We start from the raw sequence: 26,439 nt of genomic DNA, 5'->3' as shown, positions 1-26,439 counted from the left end.
CCTCCGCAGCCGGGTCCCGATTCACGCGTGCGATGATCGGCCGATGACCGAGTTCGGCTGCGCCCGCTGCTCCGGCGAGGACGCCCTGACCGCGCTGGCCTTCTGCACCACCCGGCTGAACAAGACCCACCGGCTGGTCGAGCGGTCCCACTTCAGCGTTTCCCTGCGCCGGTGTCCGGAATGCGGCCAGTCGTTCGCCGCGATCTTCACCGAGTTCGTCGACTGGGCGGGCGGCGAAGACGCGCAGTACTTCGACTTCGTCCCGCTCACCACGGCCGAGGTTTCTTCGCTGGCCGCGCAGGGCTCCCACGTGGACCTCGCCGAACTGGGCGCGCTGGGCAGCGTCCGGCGCCGGCTGTCGTCGAGCTGGCCGACGGGCGGCGAGAAGGAGATCGCCTGGCGGACGGACGCACTTTCGGTGCGCGAAGGTCACTGAGCCAGCCGGAGGATCGCGGCGGCGCTGCGGTCGACGTCGGCCTCCGTCGTCGACCAGCCGGACACCGAGACGCGCAGGTACCGGCGGCCGCGCCAGGTGGTGCCGCCCAGCCAGCACGTGCCGTCGTCCTGGACCTTCCGGATGAGCTCGTCGGCGTCGCCGCGGACGGCCACCAGGACCTGGTTGAGGACGACGTCGTTGCCGATCTCGGCACCGCCGTCGGCGAGCTTCCGGGCGAAGCGGCGCGCCAGCCGGCACGAGCGGCCGACGAGCTCGGCGACGCCGTCGCGGCCCAGCTCCCGCAGCGCCGCCCAGACGGCGAAGCCGCGGGCCCGCCGCGACGACTCCAGGGTGAGGTCGCCCATGCCGGACACTTCCCCGGCGCCGGTGAGGTAGGCGGCCCGGTAGGCGATCGCGGCGGCGTGGACGTCCGGGTGCGCGCAGAAGGCGAACCCAGAGTCGTACGGGACGTTCAGCCACTTGTGCCCGTCGCAGGCCCAGGAGTCGGCGAGCTCGATGCCGTCGAGGAGTGGCCGCGTTCCCGGGTTGGCGGCGGCCCAGAGCCCGAAGGCGCCGTCGACGTGGATCCAGGCGTCACCGGCGGCTTCCCGGGCGGCGCGCAGGTCGTCGCACGCGCCGGTGTTCACGTTCCCCGCCTGCAGGCAGACGATCAGCGGCCCGGTCCCGGCCGCGCACACCCGGCCGAGGTCTTCGACGTCGATGGCACCCTGCGCGCCGGCGGCCACCGGTTCGACGGCCCGGGTGCCGAACCCGAGCAGCCGCAGCGCGCGGTCGATGGTGGCGTGCCGCTCTTCGCTCGCGACGACGCGGACGCGCCGGGCACCGAAGAGCCCGTCGCGCTCGACGTCCCAGCCCGCCTCGGCGAGGACGTGGTGGCGGGCCGCGGCGAGTCCCACGGTGTTCGCGGCCTGGCCACCGGTGACGAACCCGGCGGAGGCGCCGGCCGGGATGCCGAGCAGCTCCTTGAGCCAGCCGCCGGCGACGTCTTCGGCCGCGGCCGCGGCGGGCGAGAGGACGGCGTTGAACCCGTTCTGGTCCCAACCGGCGGCGAGGACGTCAGCGGCGGTGGCGGCCGGGAGGGCGCCGCCGATGACGAAGCCGAAGAAGCGGGGGCCGGCGGTGGCGACGAGCCCGGGGTCGGCGGCGCGGGCGAGGTGTTCGAGCACTTCGGCGGGTGGGGTGGGGTGCTGCGGGAGGGGGCCGCCGAAGGCGGAGCGCAGGGCGGCGGCGTCGACCGGCCGGGCGACGGGCCGGTCGGCGAGCCCGGCGCGGTAGTCCGCGGCGAGTTCGGCGGCGCGGGCCAGGAGGGAGTGCAGGTCGTCCACAGGCCGACTGTAGGCCTCAGGGTGGCTCGGGCGAGCGCTTTGCCACGGAAACTGACATGTTACATCTCAAATGTAACTGCCGTGCCCCGAACTTCCGACTGATGGCAGCTGCGGCTGCCATCTGAAAGCCGCCATCTGAAAGCTAACAGCTAACAGCTGACATGTTAGATGTAAGCGACACGGCGCCGATGGGAAACACATCGCCAGCAAGAAGCGCACTGAAATGTTAGATGTCACATGACACATCCAATGACACATCCAAATGACACCGCTCGGCTGGCTGCTCGCCGGAGGATCTAACATGTTACATGTAACCGCTGCCAGCGCCACCCGCTTCCCAGCTTGAGAGTTCAATCTCCGGCTACTTTTCCCGGGAACAATCGGCGACCTCCCGGCGTAGCGTCCTGGTATGGAGACCCCGTTGAGCACCGACCGGCTCGTGATCCGGGACTGGACGCCTGCCGACGCCGAAGCCGCGTTCGCCATCTACGGCGCGGAAGACGTCACGCACTGGCTGACCCCGGCCATGGACCGCGTCGGCGACATCGGCGCGATGCGCGCGGTGCTGAACGCCTGGCAGGAGGCGCAGCCGAACCTGCCCCCGCCGCGCGGGCGGTGGGCGATCGAGCGCAAAGAGGACGGCGCGGTGATCGGCGGCCTCGGCATCCGGCTGCTGCCACCGTTCGAAGAGGATCTCGAACTGAGCTGGCAACTGACCCCCGGCGTCTGGGGCAAGGGCTACGCCTCCGAAGCGGCGACCGCGCTGATCGAGTGGGCCTTCACCCAGGACACCGAAGAGCTCTTCGCCGTCGCCCGGCCGAACAACACGCGCGCGATCGCCGTCGCGAAGCGGCTCGGCATGCAGTGGGTCGGCGAGACCGACAAGTACTACAACCTGCGGCTGCAGGTGTACCGGATCCGGCACACCGATCTCATCGACTGACCGGCTCCAGCAGGAAGACGCGGATGTCCCGGTGCGAGGCCCGCACGGCGTAGCGGCCGTACGCGGGCCAGTACGCCGCGACCGCGTCCCACATCTCCTGGCGCTCGTCCCCGGTCAGGAGCCGCCCGGTGACTTCGGTGGTGCGTCCGCGCAGGGCGACCGTGGCCTTCGGCTGGGCCAGCAGATTCGCCGACCACGCCGGGTGGGCCTCGCCGCCCCAGTTGGAGCCGATGACGACGTACCCGCCGGCCCGCTCGACGTAGAGCAGCGGGACCTGGCGGGGCTCGCCGCTGCGGCGGCCGGTGATCGTGAGCAGCAACGTCCGCAGCCCGACCGCCGTGCCGACGCCGATGCGGCCGCCGCTGATCCGCAGCAGCGCGCGGTCCGCGGGCACGAGCGCCCGCCCGAGCACCGCGAACGCCCTGCTCTTGCCGAATCCGGCGAAGACACCACGCAAACCGGTCACGGCGCCCATCGTAGGTCTGGCAAAGTGGGCGATCATGACCCGCCCCGAAACCGCCGCCGAAGTGTTCGACGCGCTCGGCACGGCCTACGAACACGCCTTCCGCACCGCGACCGGGCAGCGCGCCGCCCTCACCGACCTGCTCGCGGCCCTGCCGCCGGAGGCGAAGGTGCTCGACCTCGGCGCGGGCACCGGGCGGCCCACCGCGGAACTGCTGGTCGCCGCGGGCCACGACGTCACCGGCTACGACGTCGCCCCGAAGATGGTCGAGATCGCGCGTGACCAGGTGCCCGCCGCCCGGTTCGAACTCGCGGACATGCGCGAACTGTCCTTCGAGGACGGCAGCTGGGACGCGATCACGGCGTTCTTCTCGATGCTGCAACTGCCCCGGGCCGAGCAGGAAACCCTGATCGGGCGCCTGGCGGGCTGGCTGAAACCCGGCGGCCTGCTCGTCTTCGCCACCGTGCCCGCGGACGTCGACGGGGTCGACATCGTCTTCATGGGCCACCCGGTCCGCGCCAGCAGCTTCGCCGCCGACGCGCTGAAGGAGCGCCTGCGGGCCGCCGGCCTCGACATCGTGCGCGAGGACGCGGCGGAGTTCGTGCCCGACCACCCGGACGCGACGCCGGAACCGCACGTCTACCTCACCGCGCGCAAGCCCGCCTGAGCCGTTGGGACGCCCGGTGTCGGCCACCGAACGGACCTGAATTTTACTCAACTTCGTGCGTGTCCGCGGCGGCGGACCCGAGCTAAGGTGAGGGATGGGCATCGACGCTCTGGCCAGGCCGGTACCTCGCGAACACCGCGAGCTCCTGCGCGAAATGCTGGCCAGGCTGCCCGAGTTCGCCGATCGCCTCGCCCGGCTGCTCGGCGAGCAGGACGAGTTCTACCGCCAGGTCGAGGACGTCGCCCCGGACGAGCTGCGGCAGGTCTGCCGGGCCAACCTCGAACGCGCGCTGACGGCACTGGCCGAAGGCCGCGGCCTCGCCCTCGACGCCGCCCGCAAGACCGGCCTGGCCCAGGCGCGCCAGGGCATCCCGCTGCCGGCCGTGCTGCGCGCGTTCCGGATCGGCGGCACGTTCGTCTACGAAGGACTCCTCGAACTCGCCGGCCCCGAGTTCCTCAACCCGACCCGGACGATCGAGATCAACTCCTACGTCTGGAAGGCGATCGACCTCTACTCCGACGCACTGACCACGGCCTACGATCAGGTCGCGGCGGAGCCGTCGCACGCGAACGCGCGGCTGCTGGACGACCTGCTGCGCGGCCGGCTCGCCGGCCAGGCGGACATGGAGACCGCGGCGCGCGAACTGGGCCTGCCGACGGCGGGGATGTTCGTCGCCGTGGTCACCGAACGCGTCGAGCCGGACGAGCACGACAGCGTCGAGGCGCTGCTGCGGGCGCGGCGCTGGCGGTCGGCGTGGCGGCCCGGCGGCGAGGCCGGCCTGGTCGCGATCGACCGGATCGAGGACGTCCGGCGGCTGCGCGAAGTACTGGGTTCGCTGCCGGTCGCGGCCGGGATGAGCCGGCCGTTCAGCGGGTTCCCCGACGTCCCGGACGCCCTGCACCGGGCCCGAATCGCCCGCCGCTCGCTGCCGTCGGGCGCCGCCGGGGTGGCGGTGTTCGGCGACTCGCCGGTGACGACGCTGGTCGCGGCCGCGCCGGGCATGGCCCGCGACGTCGTGCGCTCGGCGCTGGCCGGGGTGCTGGCGCTGCCCGGTGCGGAACGCAAGGTCCTGCTCGACACGCTGCTCGCGTGGTTCGCCGGCCACGGTTCGGCGAAGGACGCCGCGGACCGGTTGTTCGTGCACCCCAACACGGTCCGCTACCGGCTGCGCCGCGTGCAGGAGCTGACCAAGCGCGACCTGACCGACCCGGTCGACATCGGTGAGCTGTACGTCGCACTGGAGTCCGTCCGGCTGGACCCCGAGCCGAACTAATCGAGTTTCGATGCTCAACGATTGAATTTCGATAGATCTCGCGCGATAGTCGGCGCATGGTTACCGAGAAGTGGGCCGTCGCCGCGCTCCGGGTGTTCCTCGTGGTGCTGTTCGGCGTCCTCGTCGTGTTCCAGACGCTGTCGCTGCCGGGCGGGATCGCCTACCACGCGCAGCAGAACCCGCACGACGCGCCGCTGCGCTGGCCGCTGACCGCCATCGCGGTCTTCCTGGTGCTCTGCGTCGAAGTGGTGGTCGTCGCGACGTGGCAGTTGCTGACGCTGGTCAAGAAGGACCGGATCTTCACCGCCGCGTCGCTGAAGTGGGTCGACGTGATCGTGTGGGCGGTGGCGGCGGCGTGGCTGGTCCTCGTCGGGATGCTGCTGTTCGTCGGCTTCAACGCCGATGACCCCGGCATGCCGATGCTGCTGTTCCTGGTCACGGTCGGGATCACCGTGCTCGGCCTGCTGATGCTGGTCATGCGCGCTCTGCTGCGGCAGGCGACGTCGCTGCGCTCGGACCTGGAAGCGGTCATCTGATGCCGATCGTCGTGCGCATCGACGTCGAACTGGCCAAGCGCAAGATGAGCGTCGGGGAGTTCGCCGAGCAGGTCGGGCTCACGCCGGCCAACGTGGCCGTGCTGAAGAACGGCCGCGCCAAAGCGGTCCGGTTCAGCACGCTGGAGGCGATGTGCCGGGTGCTCGGCTGCCAGCCCGGCGACCTGCTGGAGTGGGTCGAAGACGAGGCTTAGCCCAGGTCGGCGGGCCGCACCCGCAGCTTGGCGGCGATCCGGGCGAGCGCCTGCTGATCGGCCGCGGTGAGCGGGTCGAGGACGTCCAGGACGCTGCGGACGTGGGTGGGCGCGGCCCGCTCGACGACCTCGAACCCGGCATCGGTGAGGGTGACGAGGGTGTACCGGCCGTCGCCGGGATCGGGCGCCCGGCGCACCCAGCCGCGGTGCTCGAACCGCTTGACCACATTGGACAGCCGGGACAGCGACCCGTTGGCCAGGTAGGCGAGTTCGCTCATCCGCAGGCGGCGCTCGGGCGCCTCGGAGATGTGGCTGAGCGTGAGGTACTCGAAGAGCGTCAGGCCGGCTTCGTGCTGCAGCGGCGCCTCCAGCCGGCCGGGGAGCAGCAGGATGAGCGAGACGAGCCCGGTCCAGGCCTCCTTCTCGGCCGGGCCGAGCCAGCGCGTGCCTTCTTGTTCCGTGGCCATACCGGAAGCCTAACCACCGCGGAGTGACTTCATGCTTGAAGTTGTGCTAGCTTGACTTCAAGCATGAAGTCAATGGAAGGATCGACGATGTTCTTCGTGACCCCGGGCTACGGCCCCCGCCACCTCGAGGCCCTGCACTACAGCCAGGCGGTCCGCATCGGCGACCGCGTGGAGATTTCGGGCCAGGGCGGGTGGGACGACGACACGGTGTTCCCGGCGGACCTGGAGCAGGAGATCGTCCGTGCGTTCGACAACGTCGAGCGCACGCTGGCGACGGCCGGCGCCACCTGGGCCGACGTCGTCGCCGTCGATTCGTTCCACATCCCGACGGCGGCCGACACCATCGGCGACGACCACACGCGGGTGATGGTGGAGCAGTTCCGCAAGCGGATGGGCGACCGCGCACCGATCTGGACGCAACTCGGCGTGGCGGCACTGGGCGCGCCGGGAATGCGCGTGGAGATCCGGGCGACCGCCATCGTCGGGCAGAACTGATCCCCGAGCGCCCCAAGGCGGCCTTGGTTGCGTCTCACGCACCGAAGGCCGCCTTGGGTGCGTCTCACGCACCGAAGGCCACATTGGGGCGCTCGGGGACCGGGGGCGGAGCTAAGCCGCGTCGGCCTCGACCAGGCGGGCCAGCTCCAGCAGGGCGCCTTCGAAACCCGGGCCCGCCGTCAGCGCCACCGTCAGCGGGCCGCCGCGGCGGTGCCTGCCCACCGGCAGCGCCACCGCCGGTTCCGGCCACTGCGTCCACTCCGGACGGTCCACACCGGCCGAAACCACCACGTCCGCGCGGGCCGGGCGGCGACGGCGGCCGCCCGCGTCGAGGTCGAGGACCACGTTGCCGTGCAACGAAAGCAGGGCCGCCACGTCTGCGACCGCGTCGCGCAGCTCGCGGTCGGCGATCGAGTCCGAACGGGCGCCGATCGCCGGCCGGGGCGGGTCGTCGTCGCGGGCGAGGCGGGGCACGATCACGCTCAGATCACCCGGTGCGCAGGTCAGCACCCGGATGCCGGGCACGCCCGCCAGCGGGTCGGTCAAGGTGATCCCCGCGCTCGCGGCGGCCGCCACGATCCGGGCCCGCCAGCGCGCGGTCGCCGCGATGGCGACCATCGATGGGTCCTGGAGCAAAAGGGGCGTTCTCCTTCGCGGTCCGGCGCGGCGGCTGGGATCGTCCGATGGTGGGCCCGCGTCCGTTGTGCCCGGGAACAAACATGTTTGGCCGCTTGGTCCGAACGGCCGCGTCCGTGCGACCTTCCGGTCGCACCGGACATCTGTGACCGCCGGTCACACTTTGACGCGCGACGTGGCGCGCGCCACTATCCGTGCACCTGATTACCGCCGGGTAATTTGCGTGTCCGGAGTACGACCCAGGAGGACCGTTGCGACGAGCTTTGGCTCTGATCTTGCTGGCGCTGGGGGTCTTCGCGGTCGCCGGGGCGGTGCTGCTGCCCACCTACGTCTACCCGAAGCTCGCCAAGGTGCCGCTCGACCAGGATTCGACGTCGGTGCTGGAAGGCACCGCGAGCAAGGTCCTCGCCGTCACCGACAACGGCGCCGGCCCGGTGACCGAGATCCGCAAGGACGCGAAGCTGACCGCGACCGCCCGCGTCCAGGCGAACTTCGCCCGGCCCGAGATGCACGAGGGCACCGACTACGCGGTCTGGCTGCTCGCCGTGCAGGTCAAGGACGACGCCGACGGCACGGTGCTCAACGCGAGCAAGCGGCAGGTCTGCTTCGACCGGCGCACCGCCGAGGGCTACGACCCGCGCGGCGACGCCGACCCGAAGTGCACCAAGGAAAGCAGCTACGTCACCCAGCTCGGGGACAAGGCCGACAAGGCCGGTGCCAAGCCGCCGGAGCAGAACGTCTACAAGGCCCAGCCCGGCCTGAACTTCAAGTTCCCGTTCGCCACCGAAAAGAAGGACTACCAGGTCTACGACGACAACACCGGCCAGCCCGTCACCGCCCGCTACACGGGCACCGAGACGGTGAACGGGATCGAGACCTACAAGTTCGTCCAGGACATCCCCGACACGAAGCTCGAGACGAAGTCGGTGCCCGGCTCGCTGGTCGGCGCCACCGGCTCGACCGTCGACGCGGACCTGTACTACCGCGGCGTCAACACGATGTGGGTCGAGCCGGTCACCGGCGTCGAGGTGAAGCAGCAGCAACAGCAGCACCAGGAGCTGCGCCCCGCCACCGGCAACCCGACCGTCGTCTTCGACGGCACGCTGACCTACAACGCCAAGACGATCGCGCAGATGGTCGACCAGATCGACGCGAACAAGGGCAAGCTGCAGTTCCTGTCGAGCACCGGCCCGCTCTGGCTCGGCATCGGCGGCGCGGTGCTGATCCTCGTGGCGAGCTACCTGCTGATCCGCCGGCGCCCGGCCGCCCCGCCGGCCCCGCCGCGGCGGCGGCAGCGGGTACCGGTCGGCGCCGACCGCTAGCGCTTCCTCAGGACCAGCACCAGATTCCAGGACGCGATTTCGCGGAGGCCGGGAATCCGCACGATCCACATCGCCCAGCTCGGGTGGTAACGCGGATACCCGGCCACCAGATCGGCCAGCGGTGTCGTCTTCGCCCAGCGGAGTGCGGCGCCGACCGAAACCGGGAAGAGGCTTTCGCCGAATTTGTTCTTCGGCTGCTTTCCGAGTTTCCTGGCGTAACGCTGCCGGGCGTAGTGACCGCCGAGGAAATGCCACGGCGCGGTCTCGTGGCCGCCCCACGGCGAATACCACGGCGTGAACGACGCGAAGACGGTGCCGCCGGGTTTGGTCACCCGGCACATCTCCGCGAGCATCACCCACGGCTCGGAGACGTGCTCCAGCACGTTCGACGAGTAGCAGACGTCCACGGATCCACTGCGCACGGGCAGTTCCGTGCCGCTGGCGCGGATCATGTTCTCCCCCGGCTCGCCGCGGGCGGACAGCTCGCCGACGTCGGGGTCCAGGCCGAGGTAGACCGCGCCGGCCGCGCGGAAGGCGTCGGAGAAATAACCCGGGCCGCCGCCGACGTCGAGCACCGTGCGCCCGGACAGCGGTGCGTGCGCCGCCAATTGCCGGACGGAGTCGGCGGCGAGCGCGGAATAGAAGCCGTCCGGGTCGGTCTGTTCGGTCAGGAATGTCCGGAACAGCGTGACGGAACGGCGGAGCGTGGCGCGGTGGGGTTGCGCCGTCGCGACGAGAACCGGATTACCTACCATTGAACCGTCGCTTTCCCGAATACGTTCATCTAGGGTGTACGCACCAGTAACCTAGCATCGTCGCTACAGTTTGGATAACCCGATGGAACGTCCTCGTGTGCTCCTCCTCAACTGGCGCGACACCGGCCACCCCGAGGGCGGCGGGTCGGAGCGGTACGTCGAGCGGATGGCCGAAGGGCTGGCCAGAGCGGGGTACCGGGTCGAGATCCAGTGCGCGGCCTACCCCGGTGCGACGGCGGGCGAGTGGCGCGACGGCGTCCGCTACCGGCGGCGGGGCGGCAAGTTCGGCGTCTACGCGCACGCGTTGCGCGCGATCCGCCGGTCCCGCGCCGATCTCGTGGTCGACGTGCAGAACGGGATGCCGTTCTTCGCGCGGCTGGTCGCCGGCTGCCCGGTGCTGGTGCTCGTGCACCACGTCCACGAAGAACAGTGGATCAGCGCGCTCGGCGAGACGCTCGGGCGGATCGGCTGGTGGATCGAGTCGCGGCTGGCGCCGTGGCTGTTCCGCGGGTGCCGGTACGTCACGGTTTCCGAGGTCACCCGGGCGGAACTGGCGGAGCTGGGTGTCGAACGCGAGCGGGTCACCGTGGTGCCGAACGGGCTGGACACGCCGCCGCCGTGCACGTCCGAACGCGACGAGGAGCCGACGCTGGTCGCGGTGAGCAGACTGGTGCCGCACAAGCGGATCGAGCACGCGATCGACGTCGTGGCGCGGCTGGCGCGGCGCTGGCCGTCGCTGCGGCTGGAGGTCGTCGGCCAGGGGCCGTGGGACGAGGTGCTGCGCGCCCACGCGGCTTCGCGCGGGGTCGCCGACCGGGTCGTCCTGCACGGCTGGGTCGACGAGCAGGCCAAGCACGAAATCCTCGCGCGGTCGTGGGTGCACCTGTGCCCGTCGGTCAAGGAGGGCTGGGGCATCGTCATCATGGAGGCCGCGGCCCACGGCGTGCCCTCGGTCGCCTACCGCGCGGCGGGCGGCGTGACGGAGTCCATCGTGGCGGGCCGCACCGGCCTGCTGGCGGACGACTTCGACGACTTCACGGCCCAGGTGGACACCCTGCTGGCCGACGGCCTGCGGCGCGCGGAGATGGGCCTGGCGGGCGCCGAGCGGGCCCGCCGGTACAGCTGGGACGCGAGTGCGGGGCAGTTCGAGTCACTGGTGCGGGAGGTCGCCGGGAAACCGGTGCCGCGCCCGCGAACCCTGGTCCCCCACCGCATCCCGGAACGCACCCGGCAGCCGAACAGCAGCCTCGTCGAAGTCCTCATGAGCCCGCGGCCCGGCGGGGTCCCGAGCCGCCGCCCCGCCTGAGGCGACCCCCGTCACCCGGCCGGCTCCCGCACCGCATCCCGGAACTCACCCAGCAACCGGGCAGCAGCAACCTCGTCGAAGTCCTTGCGGCGCGCTCGCACCGTGATCGTGGTCCGCCCGCCGGTCGTCGCCACGCCGAACGCCACGCCCGAGCGGCCGCTCGCCGCCGGGTAGAACGCCAGTGCGCGGACCCGGTCGCCGGTGGACACCACGCCGAGGTTCGAGACCAGGAACGTCGATCCCAGCCTGCTCGCCAGCAGCCGGGTGCCCAGGCGGGCCAGGCGGCTGCTGCGGGCCGGGAAGTCCGGCTCCGGTGGCTGGACCGCCAGCACCGCGGCGACGTCCGCGCCACGACGCAGCCGCAGGCGGAAGAACGCGCTGTCGTGCACCGGTTCCGGCGCCGCGCCCGGCCGTCGTGACGCGCCCAGCGCCGCCACGACCCGTGCCGTGCGGGTGCCGTGCGCGCGGTTCCAGCGTTCCGTGGCGCGCGCGGCCGCCGCGACGAACCCCGCGGCCCCCAGCCGCAGGGAGGGCTCGTGGCAGGCCGCGAAGACGTCTCCCGCGGCCGCCGGCCCCCGGTCCGGGGCGATCCGGCCCGGTGGCGCGAAAAGCGCCTCGGCGACCCGCTGGAGGGCCGACAGCGCAAAGGGTTTGCCGCCCACGCGTGCCCCGATGCCGCGCGCCGCCGAGGAAACCGGGACGTCCAGGAGGATGCCGAGCAGGGCCAGCAGGCCGAGGCCGTCGAGGGCGCCGTGGTGCGCGGCGACGAGGAGCGCCCGCTCGCCGACGGCGACGCGGATCAACGGCGCACCGCGTTCGTAGGGCGCCGAAGCGAAACGGTCACGCACAGCGGGCAGGTCGGTGCTCCGCTCGATTTCCGGCACGACACCGAGGTGCGGGTACCGCTGGACGGCGGCCGTCAGGCGCGCGCGGAGCTTCTCCGGTTCGGGTGCGGCCGCGACGAGGTCCGCTTCGAGGAGGATGCTCCAGGAAACGGTGGGGTCGCCGTAGAGCCCGACGACGCGGTGCGCGTGGTCGGAGGCGAGCGTCAGCGGTCCCCGTAGATCTTGAGCGGGTGGTCGGCCGGGTTGAACTTCACCTGCGCGTTGAGCTTTTCCTGCACCGGAGCGGCGGTGTCCGGGTCGGCGCTCGTGATGAGGGCGAAACCGCCCGCTGTCGCCGCTCCGCCGCCGATGATGACGGCGACGATCGCGCCGATGACCGTGCCCACGTGTCACTCCTTCCGCGGCGGGAGAATCCTGCCGCGGCCCAATGTACGCATCGGTAACATGCGGCACAACACCGCGACGCACAGCAACGCGAGCGCTACTCCGTTCGCCAGCAAGGCCGGCGTCCACGAGATCGCTTTCACCGCGGGCACACCCGGGGTCCGGTACAGCGTCAGCCAGTCACCCGACCACACCGGCGTCGCGTCGGCGAGCAACCGCGGGTCGACGTAACCGGGTGTCCCGTGCTCGACGAGGATCCAGCCGATCCCGGCGGCGGTGAGCTCACGCGCCGACGTCGCCGCGCGGACGTCGCCGATCCGCGGGTCCTCGCCGGCGATGCGCTCGGCGCCGACCTGCAGGGTGTCGTCCACCAGCACGGGTTTCGGCAGCACGCGCGGCGCCGGGTCGAGCTGGGTGCGGTCGGCGTTCCAGGCGAACCCGCGGAACGCCGAGAGCGGCAGCACGAGCACGTCACCGGGCCGGTCACCGAGTTCTCCGGACACAGCTGCCCAGTCGGGCGGGTACTGCGCGGTGCCGAGCCGTCCCCAGCCGCCCCACGCCAGATCCGGCATCGTCAGCAGCGGGAAGGCGACCGCCGCCGTCACCAGCGCGACCCGGCCGCGCCCGGTGGTCAGCTTCGCCGCGGCGGCTTCGACGGCCAACGCGAAGCCCAGCGCGAGCGGAAGACCCCACCACGCCACCCATTTCTGGGCGTCACGCAGCAATCCGGCGCCGGGCACGTGTTGCGTCGCGGCGACGAGGACCGCGTGGCCGCCCGGCAGCGTGGCCAGCGAGGCCAGGAGCACACCCAGGACGCCGAGCGCGGTCAGGGACCGGACCGGCGCCTTCCCCCACCGCTGCGCGAGCGGCCGGAGCCCGGCGAGCGCGACCGCGACGACAACGAGCGTCAGCACCGGCACCAACGGCACGGCCCGGCTGCCGGGCACGGTTTCGGCGTTCCAGATGCCGCCGAGCCCCAGCACGCTCAGCAGCGCGGGCCCCCAGCTTTCGGCGCGGGCGCCGAACGCCGTGACGCCGTCCGGGTCGGAGAACGTGCCGCCCGCGTTGAGGAACGTCGGCACCAGCCACGGCAGGTTGAGCGCGATGGCGAGCGGGACCGTCTGCCAGAGCCGCCGCGAACCGGCGGCCACGACCATCACGGCGGCCGCGAGCAGACCACCCGGCGGGGTCAGGACGGCCGGGGCGCAGGCGAGCACGAGTCTCGGCAGGGCACCGGGTTCGCGTTCGCGCGCGGCGAGCCCGGCGCGGGCGATCCACGGCAGGCACGCGTAGGTGAGCAGCAGCGGCCAGTGCCCGATGAACAGCCGTTCCGCGAGGTAGGGCGTCCAGGCGTAGGCCGTCGCGGCGACGAGCCGTGTGCCGAGGTGCTCGGTGGGCACGAGCCGTCCCGCGCCGAGCGCGGCGAAGAAGAACGCCAGGAGCAGGACGGTCTTCTGGACGATGTCGCCGGGCAGCACGGTCGTGGCGAGCGCGACGGCGGCGTCGGCCGGGACCGAGCGCGGCAGCGTGGTGCCGATCCCGAAGGCGTCCGGCACGAAGTACTGCCGTGGCGCGAACACCATGTCGTAGCTCAGGACGAACCCGCGTCCGAGCAGGGGCGCGCAGACGGCGAACGCGAGCGCGGCGGACAGCGCGGGGAGGGCCAGCCGCCTGCCCGGTGCGTCCACGGCCCTTCCTTTCCGTTGCGCGCGCGGTTAGGGTCCCTGGTCATTACCCGCCGGTAATGGGAGCCCGCCGTTGAGCGTAGACACCGAAGTCCCGGCGCGGACCGGCAACCGGGTCGCGGCGATCCTCGTCTCGCTCGCGCTCGCGGGCAACAACGCGGCCAGTTACGGGCTGAGTCTGGCCGCCGCGCGGCTGCTGGCCCCCGGCGCGTTCGGCGAGCTGAGTTCGCTGCTGGCGGTGCTGGTGATCGGCGTCGTGCCCGCCATGGGGCTGCAGACGGTGGTGGCCCTGCGGGTGGCGCGTTCGCCGTCGCCGGCCCAGGGTTCGCTCTTCGCGCTCGGCCTGATGACGAGCGCGGTCGTCGCCACGGCGGCGTTGACGCTGAGCCCGCTGCTGGTGCTCCTGCTGCACCTCGGTTCGCTGGCCCCGGCGCTGCTGGTGACGGCGGCGCTCGGGCCGTTGACGCTGCTGGGCGTGTTCCACGGGCTCCTGCAGGGCAGCCACCGGTTCGCCGTGCTGGCCGGCCTGATCGCGCTGGAGGGCGTGGGCAAGGTCGGCGGGTCGGTGGTGGGGCTGGTCGTCTCGGGCACCCCGACCGGCGCGCTGGCCGGCGCGGCGATCGGTTCGCTGGTGGTGGTCGTGGCGGGCTGGCGGATCTGCGGCCGCCCGCGGCCCCGCTGGGCCGACCGCCACGGCGGCGAGGTGCTGCACACGACGCAGGCGATGCTGGCCCTGGTGCTGCTGGTGAACCTGGACCTGGTGCTGGCCCGCCACACGCTGCCGTCTTCGGAGGCGGGCGAGTACGCGCTCGGGGCGATCGTCACGAAGATCGCGTACTGGCTGCCGCAGGCGGTCGGGGTGCTGGTCCTGCCGCGGTTGGCGGTGTCCGATCGCCGCCGCCGGGTGCTGCCGGTGGCGCTCGCGGTCTGCGCGTCCCTGGACGCCTTGGTGCTGCTGGTTTCGCTGGTGCTGGGGCCTTCCCTGCCGGCGTTGATCGGCGGCTCGCGGTACGCGGGCGCCGCGATGCCGGTGTGGCCGTTCGCGCTGGCGGGTTCACTGCTGGCGCTGGTCCAGATCCTGCTGTACGCCCGCTTGGCGGACGGCGACCGCCGCGTGACGCTCCTGATGTGGTCGGCGGTGGCCGTGGAGGCGGCGCTGATCACGACGTGGCTGCACAGTTCACCCATGGAGGTGGTCACGGCGGCTGCGTGCACGGCCGGGGCGCTGGCCGCGGCGGGGGCGGTACTGGAGTTCCGGCCGCGCAAACCGGCCTGAGCAGCCCCCGTTTTCCACGCTACCAACAGGCACCGACAATCCCGAGTTTTCTGCACACGCTTGCGTACCCAGCCGGTCGGCCTGCGTACCCAGAGGGTCGGCCTGCGTACCCAGAGGGTCGGCTTGCGAACCGACCCTCCGAGTACGCCAACCGACTGTCCGGGTACGCAGGCCGACCGTACAGGTACGCGGGCCGACCCTTCGGGTACCCGGTCAGGGGGTGGGGTTGGTGGGGTTTTCCTTGCGGGTGAACCAGTCCACGCAGGTGGCCACCGTTGCCGCCGCCGCCAGCAGGAGGGCCGCTTGGGTCAGCGGGCCGTACGCCCACTCCTGGCCGTGGCCCAGCACCCGGCCCGTCACCGACACCAGAGCCGCCACGGCCATGCCTCCGAACGCCAGGAACCGCGGGGCGCGCTCGGAGAACTGGCGGGCCAGCAGGCACGCGATCAGCAGCACCACCGGCAGCATCCCGCCCAGCGCGACCAGCAGCCCGATGAGCGCGACCGGGGTCCAGGCGCCGCCCGGGGAGACCGTGAACCGGCGTCGGCGGGCCGGCCACGCCACGCCCACCAGCAGCACCAGCACCGCCGCCGCGCCGATCAGGAGGCTCAGGCGGTAGTGCGCGTCCGGCGTGAACGACAGCGACACCACGCCGCCCGCGCCCGCCGGGACCACCCACGCCTGCTGCCAGCCGTCCACGCGGGTGCGGGTCAGCTGCTGTCCGTCCAAAGTGGCCGTCCAGCCCGCGTTGGCGTTCTCCGGGACCGCCAGCACCGCCTCCGCGCCCGGTCCCACCGTCACCGACCGCGACGCCGCGCCCCAGTCGCCCACCTGCACCGCGCGGTGCACCGGCGGCGGCGAAGCGCCGGCCGGACGCAGCCACAGGTCCTGCACCACGAACGACTCCGACCGGTCCGTCCGCAGCTCGTGCCCGCCCGCCGGCAGCACGATGCCGCCCTCGGAGTCGCGGCACATCACCAGCGCCAGCGGCCGGTGCGCGGTGATGTCGGACAGCTTGCCCTGCACCGACGTCCGGTAGTCGAGCCCGTCGAGGTGGACGTTCGGCCCCGACCCGCACGGCACCGAGAACGCCGGGTCCGGCCCGGGCAGCAGGTCGTCGCTGCCGGACAGCGAAAGGCGGCCGATGCCCACGACCGCGCGCGCCGCGGGATCGTCGTCGTCACCCGGCAGCACGATCTGCAGCTGGTCGGTGTCCAGCGGCTCGAAGGTCGCCGACCCGCTCGCGTCGAGCTGCACCGTCCGCGTCCCCGATCGGCCGGCCAGCTGCACCTGCCGCGGCGCACGGGCCCCGCTCGACGGCGACACCTCGATGCGCAGCCCGGAAATCCGCTTCGGCGACGGCCAGTTCAGGGTCAGCGCCGGCCGCAGATCGGTGACGTCGGGGCGCCACGCCGTGCCCGGGTCGCCGTCCACGGCCGCGAACCCGGCCGCCGCCGGGTCGCCGCCGAGCTGGGACGTCGAGCTCACGGTGACCCCGGGCAGCGACACCGGGTTGCGGCCGCCGCCCGCGGGCAGCACCGAGCCGCCGACCAGGTACGTCTGCTCGGCCGGCGTGCTGAACAACCGCCGGATCCCGTCCGGTTCCTCGCCGTCGCGGGCCGCCGAGGCGTCGCAGCGCACGGCGTCGCCGACCGGCAGGCAGGCGAACCGCGGCTGCGCGCCGCGCGTGAACGCGAACCCCGGCGCCGGGCCGGTCGGCAGGTCCGCGGGCACCTCCAGCGCGCGCTGCGGCTCGGTGCCCGGGATCTTCAGCTCCGCGATCCCGACGTTCCCGTCCTGCCGCCCGACCACCAGCGACAGCAGCGTGACGCGCACCTTGCGGGTGACGCCGGAGGCGACGGAGTACTCGTGCGGCCCGGCGCCGCGGATCACCTGCTGGTCGACCGAGCCGTTGTCGGTCGTGATCCGGATCCGGGTCGCCGGCCAGCCCACCCGCAGGTCGTCGACCAGCTGCAGCTCGACGGAGTTCACCAGCCGCGGGGTGTCCAGTTCGACCTCGAGCCACTGCCCGATCGGCCCGGTGAACGACGACGAGTGCCACGCCGTGCGCGGGTCGCCGTCGATCGCGGCGAACGGCTGGTGCGAAGGGTCGGACCCGCCGAAGGCGTCGGCGAACGACGCCGCCGTCGACGCCGTCACCGAGCGGATGCCCCGGTAGGCGGCCACGGTCTGGTGCTCCTGGCCCGGGAACGGCAGCAGGTCGCCGGCCGCGCGCTGCTGGCGGTAGGCCTCGCCCGCGGTCAGGGTCTGGCTGAGGTTGTCACGGACGCCGCCGACGTTCCGCTCGGCCCGGCGCAGGCCGTCGGTCACCAGCCGCGGGCCGCCGGGCGACCCGCCGTCGCCGGTGAGCACCGCCGGCGTCGCCGGGTCGAGCTGACCGGAATCGATCAGCGGCAGCAGGTTTTCCGGCCCGCCGCTCACCGTCGGGACGTCCGTCGCCGCCGTCGCGGTGACCAGCGGCACCGCCTTCCGCACCTCGTAGACCTCGAGCGGCCCGAACCGGGCGGCCTTGGCGATGCCCGGCGACCCGGCCAGGCCGGCCCGCAGGGTCGCGACGGGCGGGGCCGCGGTCCGCTCGCGGTCGATGTCGTTGCGCAGCAGCAGGAACCGGTAGCCGGAGCGGGCGAGCAACGCGGCGAGCCCGGCGTCGCCGCGGCCGTCGGCCAGCGCGGCGTCCACGGAGTCCATCAGCCGCGTGTTGCCCTCCGACCCCAGCGGCACCTGGTTGCGGACCGCCCACGGGCTGCGCGCGATCGCCTGCGCCGGCTCGTCGACCGTGCGGCCCCACTCGTACTCGCCGAACCCGGTGGCGGGCAGCAGCAGCGTCCGCGCGTGCGGGTCGGCCTTGGCGACGTACCCCATGGCGTCGTACCAGTAGCCGGGCACCGCGTCCCAGCCCGGGCCGGAGCGCAGGTTCAGCAGCCACGCCGGCGCGGCCATCACCAGCACCAGCAGCAGGCCCACCGCGGGCCGCAGGAACCGCCGCGCGGACGGCACCCGGGCCGGGCTGGAGATGCCGTGCACGAACGCCAGCACCAGCGGCAGCCGCAGCACCGGCTCGAACTTGTGCACGTTGCGCAGCGGGGCGAGCGGCCCGTCGAGCAGGTGCCGGACCTGCTCGGCCAGCGGGCTGTCGAGCGAACCGACGTAGCCGACGGTCAGCAGGGTCAGCCCGGTCACCACGCCGAGCACCAGGAACCGCCGTTCCGGCAGGCCGCGGCGGGTCAGCCCGAACAGCCCGACCCCGGCGACGAGCCCGGTCGCCAGCATCAGCACCGGGTTGTCGATCAGCGACCAGCCGCCCGGCCACCACGGCGTGCCCTGCACGACGTAGGCGACCCACTGGTTGGTCCCGCGCAGCACCTCGAACAGCGACATCGGCGCGGTCGTGTTCGTCGCCGACTCGATGTAGTCCAGGAACGGCAGGCTGTACTCGCCGAGCAGCAGCAGCGGCAGGATCCACCACAGCGTCGCGCCGACGACGAAGACGAACCACCACAGCACGAGTTCGACGTGCGTCCGCGTCCACCGGCGGGTCAGCAGCCACAGCCCGGGCAGGACGAGGGCCATCACGACCATCGCGCCGTTGACCCCGCCCATGGCCAGCACGGCCAGCGCGGACAGCCCGGCGGCCCGCCGCGGCGAGCCGATCGCCCCGGCCCGCACCAGCGGCACCAGCACCCACGGCAGGAGCACCGCGGGCAGCATTTCCGCGGACAGGCCGCCGATTTCGGTCAGCATGCGCGGCGCCAGCGCGTACCCGAGCGCGCCGATCAGCCGCGTGCGCTCGGTGCCGATCTTCATCGCCCGCGCCAGCAGCAGCGCACCGCCGAACGCGGCCGACAGCAGGACTGCGCCCCACAGGCGTTGCGCGATCCACGCGGGCACGCCCACGGCCTGGCACAGCGCGAAGAACGGGCCCATCGGGAAGAGGTAGCCGTACGCCTGGTTCTGCAGCTCCCCCGCGGTGGCTTCCGGGTTCCACAGGTGCAGGGCCCGCCCCAGGAAGGCGAGCGGGTCGACGGCGAGGTCCAGTTTGGTGTCGAACGTCGTCTTCCCCGGCATCTGCAGGAACGACAACGTGGTCAGCGCCAGCACGATCCAGGTGCTGGGCCGGCGGAAGAAGGCGGCCACCGAGAACTTCCGGGCGCCGCCGGAGGGCGGGGCGTCGTCCCGGGACCGTTCGCGGGTGGCGGTTACCATCCGGTAGATACTAGGCGGAAACCTGGCTACCATGTGCCGACAGTTTTGCGGAAGGCAAAGTTCCCGACTTCAGGCAGGTGCGCCATCTCCTTCGATGATGCCTGGGCTTCGGCCGAACCGGTCAAGGGCTGGATGACGCGCGCGCAGGGCGAAGCGCTGTGGAACGCCGTGTGCCGCTTGGAGAAGGGCGACACCGTCCTGGAAATCGGCAGCCACCAGGGGCGGTCCACGATCGTCCTGGGTGCCGCGGCCCGCACGGTCGGCGCCACGGTGATCGCCGTCGACCCCTTCGTCGACGGCCGGTTGTTCGGCGGATCGCCGACGCGGCAGCTGTTCGAGCGCAACATCCGCCGGGCCGGCCTGGACGACGTCGTCGAGCTCGTCGCCGGTTACAGCACGGAACTGCGCCCAGACTGGGACCGGCCCCTACAGCTGCTTTACATCGACGGCAAGCACGACTACTGGACCTACACCGACGACCTGCGCTGGTCGGCGCACCTGCCGCCGGGCGCGGAAATCCTGGTCCACGACTGCTTTTCCTCCGTCGGCGTCACCCTCGGCACGATCGCGAAGGTCCTCTTCGGACGGCGCTACACCTATGTGGACCGGGCCACGTCGCTGGCGCGGTTCCGGCTGGCCCCGCCGTCGGCCCGCGACCGGCTGCGCGTGCTGGCGCAGCTGCCGTGGTTCGGGCGCAACGTCGTGATCAAGGTGCTGCTGCGGCTGCGGTTGCGCCCGCTGGCCCGGCTGCTCGGCCACGACAGCCCGTACGACCCCTACTGAGTCACCGGCTGCCCGATCTCCACCTTCGCGACGCACACCGGCGCGCCCGGGCTCGACAGCTGCACGCCGATGTGGTCGAACAGGCCGTCGACCGGCAGGTACAGCGAGTGCAGCCCGGCCTGGAACCACACCGGCGTCCGGTCGACCAGGCCTTCGCCGCCGTCGGAGGTGAAGTAGTCGATCTTGAGCAGGTGCCTGCCGAGCACCGGTTTGTCGAGCGGCACGCTCACCGGCGTTTCGCCGACCGTGTACCCGCAGTCCCGCACCGGCCCCGGCACACCGCGGGACTCCGCGGCCACCCCGGTGATCAGGTGGGGCGTACCGGACGCGTCGAGCTGGTGCATCCGGTTCGTCGGCTGGTCGAAGTGCGTGCCGGGCAGCAGGCCGGCCACCCGGGACGCCTGCGAGTCCGCGCCGAACCACTCGTGGACCACGTCGGACGGGACGAACGTGTCGTAGAAGACCAGATCCGGGTCCTCGGCGACGGCGGCACGGACGTTTTCGAGGTACCGCGCGGAATGCTCGAACCGCAGAGCCGGGGCCAGCCGCCAGAACCCGGCCGCGGAACTGACGAGCAGCAGCACGCACGCCACCAGCGCGATCGGCCGTTCCCGCGTTCCGCCGGACGGCGCAACGCCGTCGGGCGGCAGGAAAGCGAACGCACCGCACAGCGCGGCCACGAAGGCGAGCTCGGCGAGGTACCTCGGGTCGTCACCGGCGGCCGGGCCGACTTCGCGCAGCCGCGTCGCCGCCAGCAGCCCGACGTCCACGGCGAACAGCAGCCCGAGCAGCGCCCAGGCGCGCCAGGCCCGGCGGCCACCCGCACGCACACCGGCCACCAGCAGGGCCGAAGCCGCGGCGAAGAGCAGGACCACGACCGCGAACGGCGACGGCGCCCAGGTCGCGCCCGGGCCCGGCCCCGACCACGGCCCGCCGGCCAGGCCGGGCAGGAAGGTGTCGCCGAGCATCCGGCCGGTCAGGTCGGCGACGGTGCCCGCGGTCATCGGCGGGCCGCCGGCCCCCACCTGGCTCGACGTCAGCGCGAGGTAGCCCGCGACGAACGCGGCGAGCAGCACCGCGTGCCCCGCCCAGTAGCGCCACCGGTCCCGGAAGGACTGTCCGAGCAGGACGGTCACCCCGGCCAGCAGCACCGGCACCACCGCGGCCTTCTCGTAGAACGCCAGCCCGAACAACGTCCACGCGAAGGCGCCGATCCACCACCGGCCGCCGTCGCGCAGGTAGCGGACGTGCCAGTACGCGGCACCGGCGGCCGCCAGCACCACCGGGACGATCTGGACGCCGTAGGCCCACCACAGCGTCGGGACCAGCAGCAGCGTCGAGGCGGTGAACACGGTGAACGGCACCAGGATCGCCCAGCGGCGGCCGAAGCAGCGCACCAGCAGGCACCAGAACAGCACGGTCGCCACGGCCCGCATCAGCAGCAGCGGCAGCACCAGCAACGGGAAGTTCAGCGGCGCCCACCACGTCAGCACGGCGGCGAGGAAGAACCCGCCGGGTGTCAGGTGCCCGTGGTAGTCCTGGAAGAGGTAGCCGAGGTCGAACGGCCCGGCCACGGCGGCCCGGTAGGTCATGACGAAGTCGTCCTGGGCAAAGTTCCCGTGCAGCGCCGCCCACGCGTGGAAGGCGAAGGGCACCACCCCGGCGACGAACGCGGCGACGACCAGCGCCGACGGTCTTCGCGTCACCCGTGGGGCGGGCTTTTCGATCTGCACCAACACGGGCGTCCTCACTTCTTGCAGGCGGGCGGCTGGCACATGAGCTTGCTCAAGGCCTGGTAGAAGACGTCGGAGATCTTGCGCGGGTCCGGCGTGGTGAAGGAGTCGCCGCCGGTCGCGGCCGAGATCTGCTTCAGCTCGCTGGAATCGATGTCCGGGCCGATGCCGATGCCGATCACCGGCAGAGGTTTCCGCGGGTCCTGCAGCCGGTTCAGCTCGGCGAGCAGGCCGGGCAGCCCGATCGAGTCGCTGTCTTCGTTGCGGCCGTCGGTGAGCACGACGACGACGTTGATCCGGCCGAGCTGCCAGCTCTGCCGGGCGTTCTGGTACGCGGCGAGGATCGAGTCGTACAGCCCGGTCGCGCCGCCGGGTTTCGGCTTGACCGCCTGCAGCGTCGCGACGCCGCCCGAGGCCAGCTGCTCGGAGATCGGCCGCATCGGCAGCAGTTCCTTGTAGTCCTTGTCGCCGTCGAGCTTGGTCGAGAACAGCCAGAGGCCGATCTCCGTCGTCGGCTTGAACAGGCCGAGCCCCTGCGTCGCCGCTTCCAGCGTGAGCGCCATCCGGCTGCGGCCGGTGCCGGGCACGGTGGCCGCCATCGAGCCCGACACGTCGAGCAGCACCTGGACGCGGGCGCTGAGGTTCGCCCCGGCCCACGCCTGGAGCACGCCGTACACCGCTTCGGCCGCGGGCGGCCCGGCCGGGCGCGGGGCGGCGTTCGTGCGGGTGTCCCGCGGCCGGTCGCCGAGGAGCTGCCCGGACGGCGTCCGGAAGCCGCCGTCCGCGAACGCCTTGGTGGCGGTCTGGTCGAGCAGCAGCCGCAGGAACCGCTCCGCCGCCGAGCGCGAGGCCTCCGACGCCCGCGGCAGCACGACGTACGGGTAGTCGAAGCTCGGCACGCCGACGGCCGGGTAGGCGGCGACGAGCTTGCGGGCCAGCACCGACTGCTCCGACGCCGGCCACGCCGTGAACGGCTGCTTCACCGCCGAGAGCCTGCGGATCTCCTCGGTGAACGCCGCGGCCGGGTCGGGCGCGTCCTTGCTCAGCTGCTGCAGGCCGATCAGCGCGCCGATGGCGGCGGGGTCCCGGCCCGGGTCGGGCAGCCCGACCGGGCTCCCCGCGAGGACGTCCGACCAGGACGGCGACTTCCCCGGCCAGCCGGCCTGCTTGGCGACGTCGTCGGTCAGCGCCAGCACCACCGGCGAGCTCGCCACCGGCTGGCCGGACTCGGGGAGGTTCCACGCGCCGCCGTCGCGGGCCTGCAGCAGCCAGGTGCTGGACTCCGGCACCCAGACGTCCGGCCCGTTCGCGCCGTTGGCTTCGAGGGCGGTCGCGGTGGCCGTCGACGGGCCGGCGGTGACTTCGACGGCGTAGCAGTCGGGCCCCGGGACGGTCCGGGCGAGCTGGGCCAGCACCGGCGCGATGTCCGGGGCGGCCGTGAGGTGCACCGCGGTGGTCGTGTCGCAGCCGCCGCCGGCCAGCCGGTCCTTCAGCCAGCCGACCCCGGCCCACGCGAGCAGCGCGACCACGAGCAGCGCGCTCAGGACGACGACCCGCGCGTCGATCCGCCGGGCCCGCGCCGGGTGTGCCGCCATGCACGTCCTTCCCTCGTGAGGTGCTGGCAGCTTGCCAGCCGGGTGAGCGGGAAGCCAGTACCGGAAGCGGAACGTCACCATCGGCGCGTGAACCGGGTGTGAAGGACCGGCCGGGTGCGGCCGTCTTGGTGATTCACCGTGCGGTGACGTGCTTTTCGCTTGACGAGCACCCCACGCGGGTAATTGCACGATGGCGGGCCACGAGAACGATCCGCCGTCCTTCCCACGGCGCTGCGGCACGAACGGAGGCCGAACCCGTGCGCACGATGTACGACGCGGTGACGGCCGCGAACATCCCCCGCGAGGCCCGGATGGTCGCGGGCTACATCGACCGGATCAAGCTGGCGCCCTGGTCGGCGGCGGACTGGGCGCGGTTCCCCTACGCGGTCAAGGTCACCATCGTCAAGAAGGCGTCGACGAACGACGGGCACGTCCTCGACGTCGAGCCCGGCGACGCCAGCCCGGCCGAAGCGCCCGGCTGGGTCCGGATGCGCCGCGCGGCGGGCGCGGACCCGACGGTCTACTGCAACCTGTCGACGTGGCCGTCGGTGCGGACGGCGTTCTCGTCCGCCGGCGTCGCCGAACCGCACTACTGGATCGCCCAGTACAACGGCGATCCCACGATCCCGGCCGGCGCGATCGCCAAGCAGTACCGCGGGAACGTCGCCCCGGGCTACGACGTGTCGTCCGTCGCCGACTACTGGCCCGGAGTGGACGGCCCTTCGACGACGACTGGAGTGGAGATCATGGAGCGCATCACCGTCACCCCGCCGGACGCCGCGGAGAACGCGGTGCGCGTGTTCCTGTCCGGCAGCCCGGGAGCAGCGGTCATCATCCGCCCCCGCCTCGGCGGCGACGGCTACGCGAACCCGATGTGGGTGGGCGACATCTTCGCGTGGGGCAGCGACCACCAGGGCGTCGGCCACAACCCCAAGCAGACGGGCGGGTACGACTCGAAGCTGACGTCCCACCGGAGGTACGACCTGCCGGGCGCGGTGTGGGCCGACATCAACTACAGCGCGGCCGAGCCGTTCGAGATCGACATCGTCGGGTAAGCCCTTACCCGGGCGGCAGGGCGCGGCAGAGGGCGTCCAGCGCCGCCGGGTAAGCGTGTTCCGGCGGGGTCGCGTACCCGACCACCAATCCGTCCATTGTGGACATGTTGCTTGCCGGGTGCCGGAACGCCGCCAAGCCGTCCAACGCCAGGCCCTGCCAGGCCGCCGCCTTCAGCGCGGTGCTCTCGGTGCCCGGCGGGAGACGCAGGACCGCGTGCAGGCCCGCGGCGATGCCCGTCGGCGTCACGTGCGGTGCCCGCTCGGCCAGCGCCGCCACCAGCCGGTCGCGGCGGCGGCGGTAGCGCTGACGCATCCGGCGGATGTGCCGGTCGTACGCGCCCGACTCCAGGAACTCCGCCAGCGTGAGCTGGTCGAGCACGCTCGCCCAGGCCTCGCGCTCGCCCTTCGCGGCGAGCACCGGGTCGACGAGGTGCCCGGGCAGCACCAGCCACCCCAGGCGCACCGCGGGCGACAGGCTCTTGCTGACCGAACCGGCGTAGACGACGTGCTCGGGATCGAGGCCCTGGACCGCGCCGACCGGCTTGCGGTCGTAGCGGAACTCGCCGTCGTAGTCGTCTTCGAGGAGCACGCCGCCCGTTGCGCGCACGTGGCCGACCACCGCGGTGCGGCGGTCGTGGTGCAGCGGGCCGCCGGTCGGGAACTGGTGCGCGGGTGTCAGCAGCACGTTCGGGACGTCGAGGTCTTCGACGCGTGCGCCGCGTTCGTCCAGCGCCAGCGGGACGGTCCGCACGCCGGCCGCGGCGAAGATCGAGCGGTGGAACGCCAGGCCGTACGACTCGACCGCGAGCGGACCCCGCAGCACGGCCGGGAACAGCAGCCGCAGGGCGTGCGCGAACCCCGAGCACACCACGATCCGCTCCGGTGCCGTGCGCACGCCGCGCGCCCGCGCGAGGTACCGGGCGAGCGCCTCCCGCAGTTCCGGGCGTCCGCGCGGATCGCCGGGGCCGAAGGCGTCGTGCGGGGCCACGTTCAGCGCGCGGCGGGCGGCGGCGAGCCATTCGGCGCGTGGGAACGACGTCGCGTCCGGCTGGCCCTGGCGGAGGTTGTACGCCGGCGCCGGCGCTCCGGGGGACTTCTTCGACGTCCGGACCGGCTTCACCGGCTCGGCACGCTCGGCGACGCGGGTGCCCGACCCCTGCACCGCGGTGAGCCAGCCTTCCGCGACGAGCTCGGCGTACGCGTCGGCGACGGTGTTGCGGGCCAGGCCCAGGTCCGCGGCCAGCGACCGGTAGGGCGGCAGCCGGGTGCCCGGCGCGAGCCGTCCGGCGCGGACGGCGTCCCGCAGCGCGGTGGTGAGCGCCGCCCGCTTGCCGCCGGCTGCCGACAGCTCCAGGTGCAGGTCCGTGCCGAGCCGCTCCCCCGAATTGACCCACGATTCCGCCATGGAAATGCACCATACTCAGGGGTCAAAGCGGCCGTAGGTTTCTTCTCATGACGCACCGAGTGAACTTCGCCAAGACCGCTCCGAAGGCCTTCAAGGCCCTGATCGGCTTCGACGCCGCCGCCCGCGCCGGGCTCGACCCCGCGCTGGTCGAGCTGGTCCAGATCCGCGCGTCCCAGCTGAACCGCTGCGCATACTGCCTGCACATGCACACCGCGGACGCCCGCAAGGCCGGCGAAAGCGAGGAGCGGCTGCACCTGGTCGCGGTGTGGCACGAGGCCGCGCACTTCTTCAGCGAGAAGGAGCGGGCCGCGCTGGCGCTGACCGAAGCCGTCACGCTGATCTCCGGCGGCGTCCCCGACGACGTCTACACGCGGGCCGCCGGCCAGTTCGGTGCGGAGGAACTGGCCCAGCTGCTCGCGCTCATCTTCGCCATCAACACGTGGAACCGCATCGCCATCACGACGGCGAAGGTGCCGGGCACGGACGAGCGGGGCGCGGCGGCCTGAGCAGCCCCCGATTTCCACGCTAGCGGAAGGCACCGACAGTTCCGGTGGCTCGCTCGCCCGGCTCGCACAGTTGTCCCCAGGTGGCCGCGCG

General features: G+C 72.7%; 25 protein-coding genes. 13 read left to right on the top strand and 12 right to left on the bottom strand.

Going from position 1 to position 26,439, the window contains the following annotated elements:
- Positions 1–43: 43 nt before the first annotated feature.
- A complete protein-coding gene (locus tag ACLJPY_RS11990) occupies positions 44–436 on the top strand; it encodes a hypothetical protein (protein WP_410588107.1) in 393 nt (130 codons plus the stop codon).
- Here ACLJPY_RS11990 and ACLJPY_RS11985 read toward each other — a convergent pair.
- Complete coding sequence (locus ACLJPY_RS11985) at positions 430–1,773, bottom strand: pyridoxal phosphate-dependent decarboxylase family protein (RefSeq protein WP_410588304.1); 1,344 nt, start codon at positions 1,771–1,773, stop codon at positions 430–432. The two genes, ACLJPY_RS11990 and ACLJPY_RS11985, sit on opposite strands and share 7 nt — an antisense overlap.
- Before the next feature lie 418 nt (positions 1,774–2,191).
- Between ACLJPY_RS11985 and ACLJPY_RS11980 the strand changes: the two genes are divergently transcribed.
- Positions 2,192–2,725, top strand: coding sequence for a GNAT family N-acetyltransferase (locus ACLJPY_RS11980; RefSeq protein ID WP_410588106.1), 534 nt, complete (start codon positions 2,192–2,194; stop codon positions 2,723–2,725).
- On the opposite strand, the gene ACLJPY_RS11975 is transcribed toward ACLJPY_RS11980, so the two are convergent.
- Positions 2,715–3,182: a nitroreductase family deazaflavin-dependent oxidoreductase gene (locus tag ACLJPY_RS11975; protein WP_410588302.1), complete on the bottom strand. Its 468-nt coding sequence runs from the start codon at positions 3,180–3,182 to the stop codon at positions 2,715–2,717. The two genes, ACLJPY_RS11980 and ACLJPY_RS11975, sit on opposite strands and share 11 nt — an antisense overlap.
- A gap of 43 nt (positions 3,183–3,225) precedes the next feature.
- Here ACLJPY_RS11975 and ACLJPY_RS11970 point away from each other — a divergent pair, with 43 nt between their 5' ends.
- The 4 genes from ACLJPY_RS11970 (at position 3,226) to ACLJPY_RS11955 (ending at position 5,876) form a co-directional block, all read left to right on the top strand.
- Positions 3,226–3,855 carry a class I SAM-dependent methyltransferase gene (locus ACLJPY_RS11970; RefSeq protein WP_410588105.1) on the top strand — a complete coding sequence of 210 codons (630 nt, stop codon included), beginning with the start codon at positions 3,226–3,228 and terminating at the stop codon, positions 3,853–3,855.
- 94 nt (positions 3,856–3,949) lie between these two features.
- On the top strand, positions 3,950–5,128 hold the full coding sequence (locus tag ACLJPY_RS11965) for a PucR family transcriptional regulator (RefSeq protein WP_410588104.1): 1,179 nt from the start codon (positions 3,950–3,952) through the stop codon (positions 5,126–5,128).
- Positions 5,129–5,184: 56 nt separating this feature from the next.
- Positions 5,185–5,664, top strand: coding sequence for a DUF2975 domain-containing protein (locus ACLJPY_RS11960; protein WP_410588103.1), 480 nt, complete (start codon positions 5,185–5,187; stop codon positions 5,662–5,664).
- Positions 5,664–5,876: a helix-turn-helix domain-containing protein gene (locus ACLJPY_RS11955; protein WP_410588102.1), complete on the top strand. Its 213-nt coding sequence runs from the start codon at positions 5,664–5,666 to the stop codon at positions 5,874–5,876. The genes ACLJPY_RS11960 and ACLJPY_RS11955 overlap by 1 nt, the downstream gene beginning before the upstream one ends.
- Here the strand turns inward: ACLJPY_RS11955 and ACLJPY_RS11950 are convergent.
- On the bottom strand, positions 5,873–6,343 hold the full coding sequence (locus ACLJPY_RS11950) for a MarR family winged helix-turn-helix transcriptional regulator (protein WP_410588100.1): 471 nt from the start codon (positions 6,341–6,343) through the stop codon (positions 5,873–5,875). The genes ACLJPY_RS11955 and ACLJPY_RS11950 overlap by 4 nt on opposite strands.
- Positions 6,344–6,406: 63 nt before the next feature.
- Between ACLJPY_RS11950 and ACLJPY_RS11945 the strand changes: the two genes are divergently transcribed.
- The gene (locus ACLJPY_RS11945; RefSeq protein ID WP_410588099.1) at positions 6,407–6,838 is read left to right on the top strand and encodes a RidA family protein; all 432 of its coding nucleotides are present in this window, start codon (positions 6,407–6,409) and stop codon (positions 6,836–6,838) included.
- A 111-nt stretch (positions 6,839–6,949) separates the two neighbouring features.
- On the opposite strand, the gene ACLJPY_RS11940 is transcribed toward ACLJPY_RS11945, so the two are convergent.
- On the bottom strand, positions 6,950–7,456 hold the full coding sequence (locus ACLJPY_RS11940) for a hypothetical protein (RefSeq protein ID WP_410588098.1): 507 nt from the start codon (positions 7,454–7,456) through the stop codon (positions 6,950–6,952).
- A gap of 293 nt (positions 7,457–7,749) precedes the next feature.
- On the opposite strand from ACLJPY_RS11940, the gene ACLJPY_RS11935 reads away from it, so the two are divergent.
- The gene (locus ACLJPY_RS11935; RefSeq protein WP_410588097.1) at positions 7,750–8,796 is read left to right on the top strand and encodes a DUF3068 domain-containing protein; all 1,047 of its coding nucleotides are present in this window, start codon (positions 7,750–7,752) and stop codon (positions 8,794–8,796) included.
- Here ACLJPY_RS11935 and ACLJPY_RS11930 read toward each other — a convergent pair.
- The gene (locus ACLJPY_RS11930) at positions 8,793–9,551 is read right to left on the bottom strand and encodes a class I SAM-dependent methyltransferase (protein ID WP_410588095.1); all 759 of its coding nucleotides are present in this window, start codon (positions 9,549–9,551) and stop codon (positions 8,793–8,795) included. The genes ACLJPY_RS11935 and ACLJPY_RS11930 overlap by 4 nt on opposite strands.
- A 97-nt stretch (positions 9,552–9,648) precedes the next feature.
- Between ACLJPY_RS11930 and ACLJPY_RS11925 the strand changes: the two genes are divergently transcribed.
- Positions 9,649–10,857 carry a glycosyltransferase family 4 protein gene (locus ACLJPY_RS11925; protein WP_410588300.1) on the top strand — a complete coding sequence of 403 codons (1,209 nt, stop codon included), beginning with the start codon at positions 9,649–9,651 and terminating at the stop codon, positions 10,855–10,857.
- Positions 10,858–10,868: 11 nt separating this feature from the next.
- Here ACLJPY_RS11925 and ACLJPY_RS11920 read toward each other — a convergent pair whose 3' ends face one another.
- From ACLJPY_RS11920 to ACLJPY_RS11910, 3 genes are read right to left on the bottom strand one after another with little or no spacing between them, the layout of a single operon-like run.
- The gene (locus ACLJPY_RS11920; RefSeq protein WP_410588298.1) at positions 10,869–11,909 is read right to left on the bottom strand and encodes a hypothetical protein; all 1,041 of its coding nucleotides are present in this window, start codon (positions 11,907–11,909) and stop codon (positions 10,869–10,871) included.
- Positions 11,906–12,088 (bottom strand): hypothetical protein, encoded by a 183-nt coding sequence (locus ACLJPY_RS11915; RefSeq protein ID WP_410588296.1) that lies wholly within the window; start codon positions 12,086–12,088, stop codon positions 11,906–11,908. The genes ACLJPY_RS11920 and ACLJPY_RS11915 overlap by 4 nt, the downstream gene beginning before the upstream one ends.
- A gap of 3 nt (positions 12,089–12,091) precedes the next feature.
- Positions 12,092–13,774 (bottom strand): hypothetical protein, encoded by a 1,683-nt coding sequence (locus ACLJPY_RS11910; protein ID WP_410588094.1) that lies wholly within the window; start codon positions 13,772–13,774, stop codon positions 12,092–12,094.
- A 70-nt stretch (positions 13,775–13,844) separates the two neighbouring features.
- Here ACLJPY_RS11910 and ACLJPY_RS11905 point away from each other — a divergent pair, with 70 nt between their 5' ends.
- A complete protein-coding gene (locus ACLJPY_RS11905; RefSeq protein ID WP_410588092.1) occupies positions 13,845–15,047 on the top strand; it encodes a polysaccharide biosynthesis protein in 1,203 nt (400 codons plus the stop codon).
- Between the two features lie 213 nt (positions 15,048–15,260).
- On the opposite strand, the gene ACLJPY_RS11900 is transcribed toward ACLJPY_RS11905, so the two are convergent.
- Positions 15,261–19,271: an alpha-(1->3)-arabinofuranosyltransferase family protein gene (locus tag ACLJPY_RS11900; protein ID WP_410588091.1), complete on the bottom strand. Its 4,011-nt coding sequence runs from the start codon at positions 19,269–19,271 to the stop codon at positions 15,261–15,263.
- Between the two features lie 132 nt (positions 19,272–19,403).
- On the opposite strand from ACLJPY_RS11900, the gene ACLJPY_RS11895 reads away from it, so the two are divergent.
- Positions 19,404–20,054, top strand: a complete 651-nt coding sequence (locus ACLJPY_RS11895) for a class I SAM-dependent methyltransferase (protein ID WP_410588090.1) — start codon at positions 19,404–19,406, stop codon at positions 20,052–20,054.
- Here the strand turns inward: ACLJPY_RS11895 and ACLJPY_RS11890 are convergent.
- Both ACLJPY_RS11890 and ACLJPY_RS11885 read right to left on the bottom strand, forming a co-directional pair.
- A complete protein-coding gene (locus ACLJPY_RS11890; RefSeq protein ID WP_410588294.1) occupies positions 20,048–21,790 on the bottom strand; it encodes a hypothetical protein in 1,743 nt (580 codons plus the stop codon). The genes ACLJPY_RS11895 and ACLJPY_RS11890 overlap by 7 nt on opposite strands.
- Before the next feature lie 11 nt (positions 21,791–21,801).
- Positions 21,802–23,382 (bottom strand): substrate-binding and VWA domain-containing protein, encoded by a 1,581-nt coding sequence (locus ACLJPY_RS11885; RefSeq protein WP_410588088.1) that lies wholly within the window; start codon positions 23,380–23,382, stop codon positions 21,802–21,804.
- A gap of 257 nt (positions 23,383–23,639) precedes the next feature.
- On the opposite strand from ACLJPY_RS11885, the gene ACLJPY_RS11880 reads away from it, so the two are divergent.
- Positions 23,640–24,437 (top strand): hypothetical protein, encoded by a 798-nt coding sequence (locus tag ACLJPY_RS11880; protein WP_410588086.1) that lies wholly within the window; start codon positions 23,640–23,642, stop codon positions 24,435–24,437.
- Positions 24,438–24,441: 4 nt separating this feature from the next.
- On the opposite strand, the gene ACLJPY_RS11875 is transcribed toward ACLJPY_RS11880, so the two are convergent.
- Positions 24,442–25,842 (bottom strand): PLP-dependent aminotransferase family protein, encoded by a 1,401-nt coding sequence (locus ACLJPY_RS11875; RefSeq protein ID WP_410588085.1) that lies wholly within the window; start codon positions 25,840–25,842, stop codon positions 24,442–24,444.
- A 47-nt stretch (positions 25,843–25,889) separates the two neighbouring features.
- Here ACLJPY_RS11875 and ACLJPY_RS11870 point away from each other — a divergent pair, with 47 nt between their 5' ends.
- On the top strand, positions 25,890–26,348 hold the full coding sequence (locus ACLJPY_RS11870) for a carboxymuconolactone decarboxylase family protein (RefSeq protein WP_410588084.1): 459 nt from the start codon (positions 25,890–25,892) through the stop codon (positions 26,346–26,348).
- Positions 26,349–26,439 lie beyond the last annotated feature (91 nt).

It is taken from the genome of Amycolatopsis sp. lyj-23 (assembly GCF_046549135.1).
Taxonomy (GTDB): Bacteria; Actinomycetota; Actinomycetes; order Mycobacteriales; family Pseudonocardiaceae; genus Amycolatopsis.
The sequence above is the reverse complement of the archived record's forward strand: the minus strand, read 5'-3'. Positions and strand labels throughout refer to the sequence as shown.

Coding starts and splice junctions, on each gene's coding strand:
- ACLJPY_RS11990 (WP_410588107.1), top strand. CDS start 44: ATGACCGAGTTCGGCTGCGCCCGCTGCTCCGGCGAGGACGCCCTGACC.
- ACLJPY_RS11980 (WP_410588106.1), top strand. CDS start 2,192: ATGGAGACCCCGTTGAGCACCGACCGGCTCGTGATCCGGGACTGGACG.
- ACLJPY_RS11970 (WP_410588105.1), top strand. CDS start 3,226: ATGACCCGCCCCGAAACCGCCGCCGAAGTGTTCGACGCGCTCGGCACG.
- ACLJPY_RS11965 (WP_410588104.1), top strand. CDS start 3,950: ATGGGCATCGACGCTCTGGCCAGGCCGGTACCTCGCGAACACCGCGAG.
- ACLJPY_RS11960 (WP_410588103.1), top strand. CDS start 5,185: ATGGTTACCGAGAAGTGGGCCGTCGCCGCGCTCCGGGTGTTCCTCGTG.
- ACLJPY_RS11955 (WP_410588102.1), top strand. CDS start 5,664: ATGCCGATCGTCGTGCGCATCGACGTCGAACTGGCCAAGCGCAAGATG.
- ACLJPY_RS11950 (WP_410588100.1), bottom strand. CDS start 6,343: ATGGCCACGGAACAAGAAGGCACGCGCTGGCTCGGCCCGGCCGAGAAG.
- ACLJPY_RS11945 (WP_410588099.1), top strand. CDS start 6,407: ATGAAGTCAATGGAAGGATCGACGATGTTCTTCGTGACCCCGGGCTAC.
- ACLJPY_RS11940 (WP_410588098.1), bottom strand. CDS start 7,456: ATGGTCGCCATCGCGGCGACCGCGCGCTGGCGGGCCCGGATCGTGGCG.
- ACLJPY_RS11930 (WP_410588095.1), bottom strand. CDS start 9,551: ATGGTAGGTAATCCGGTTCTCGTCGCGACGGCGCAACCCCACCGCGCC.
- ACLJPY_RS11900 (WP_410588091.1), bottom strand. CDS start 19,271: ATGGTAACCGCCACCCGCGAACGGTCCCGGGACGACGCCCCGCCCTCC.
- ACLJPY_RS11895 (WP_410588090.1), top strand. CDS start 19,404: ATGACGCGCGCGCAGGGCGAAGCGCTGTGGAACGCCGTGTGCCGCTTG.
- ACLJPY_RS11885 (WP_410588088.1), bottom strand. CDS start 23,382: ATGGCGGCACACCCGGCGCGGGCCCGGCGGATCGACGCGCGGGTCGTC.
- ACLJPY_RS11875 (WP_410588085.1), bottom strand. CDS start 25,842: ATGGCGGAATCGTGGGTCAATTCGGGGGAGCGGCTCGGCACGGACCTG.
- ACLJPY_RS11870 (WP_410588084.1), top strand. CDS start 25,890: ATGACGCACCGAGTGAACTTCGCCAAGACCGCTCCGAAGGCCTTCAAG.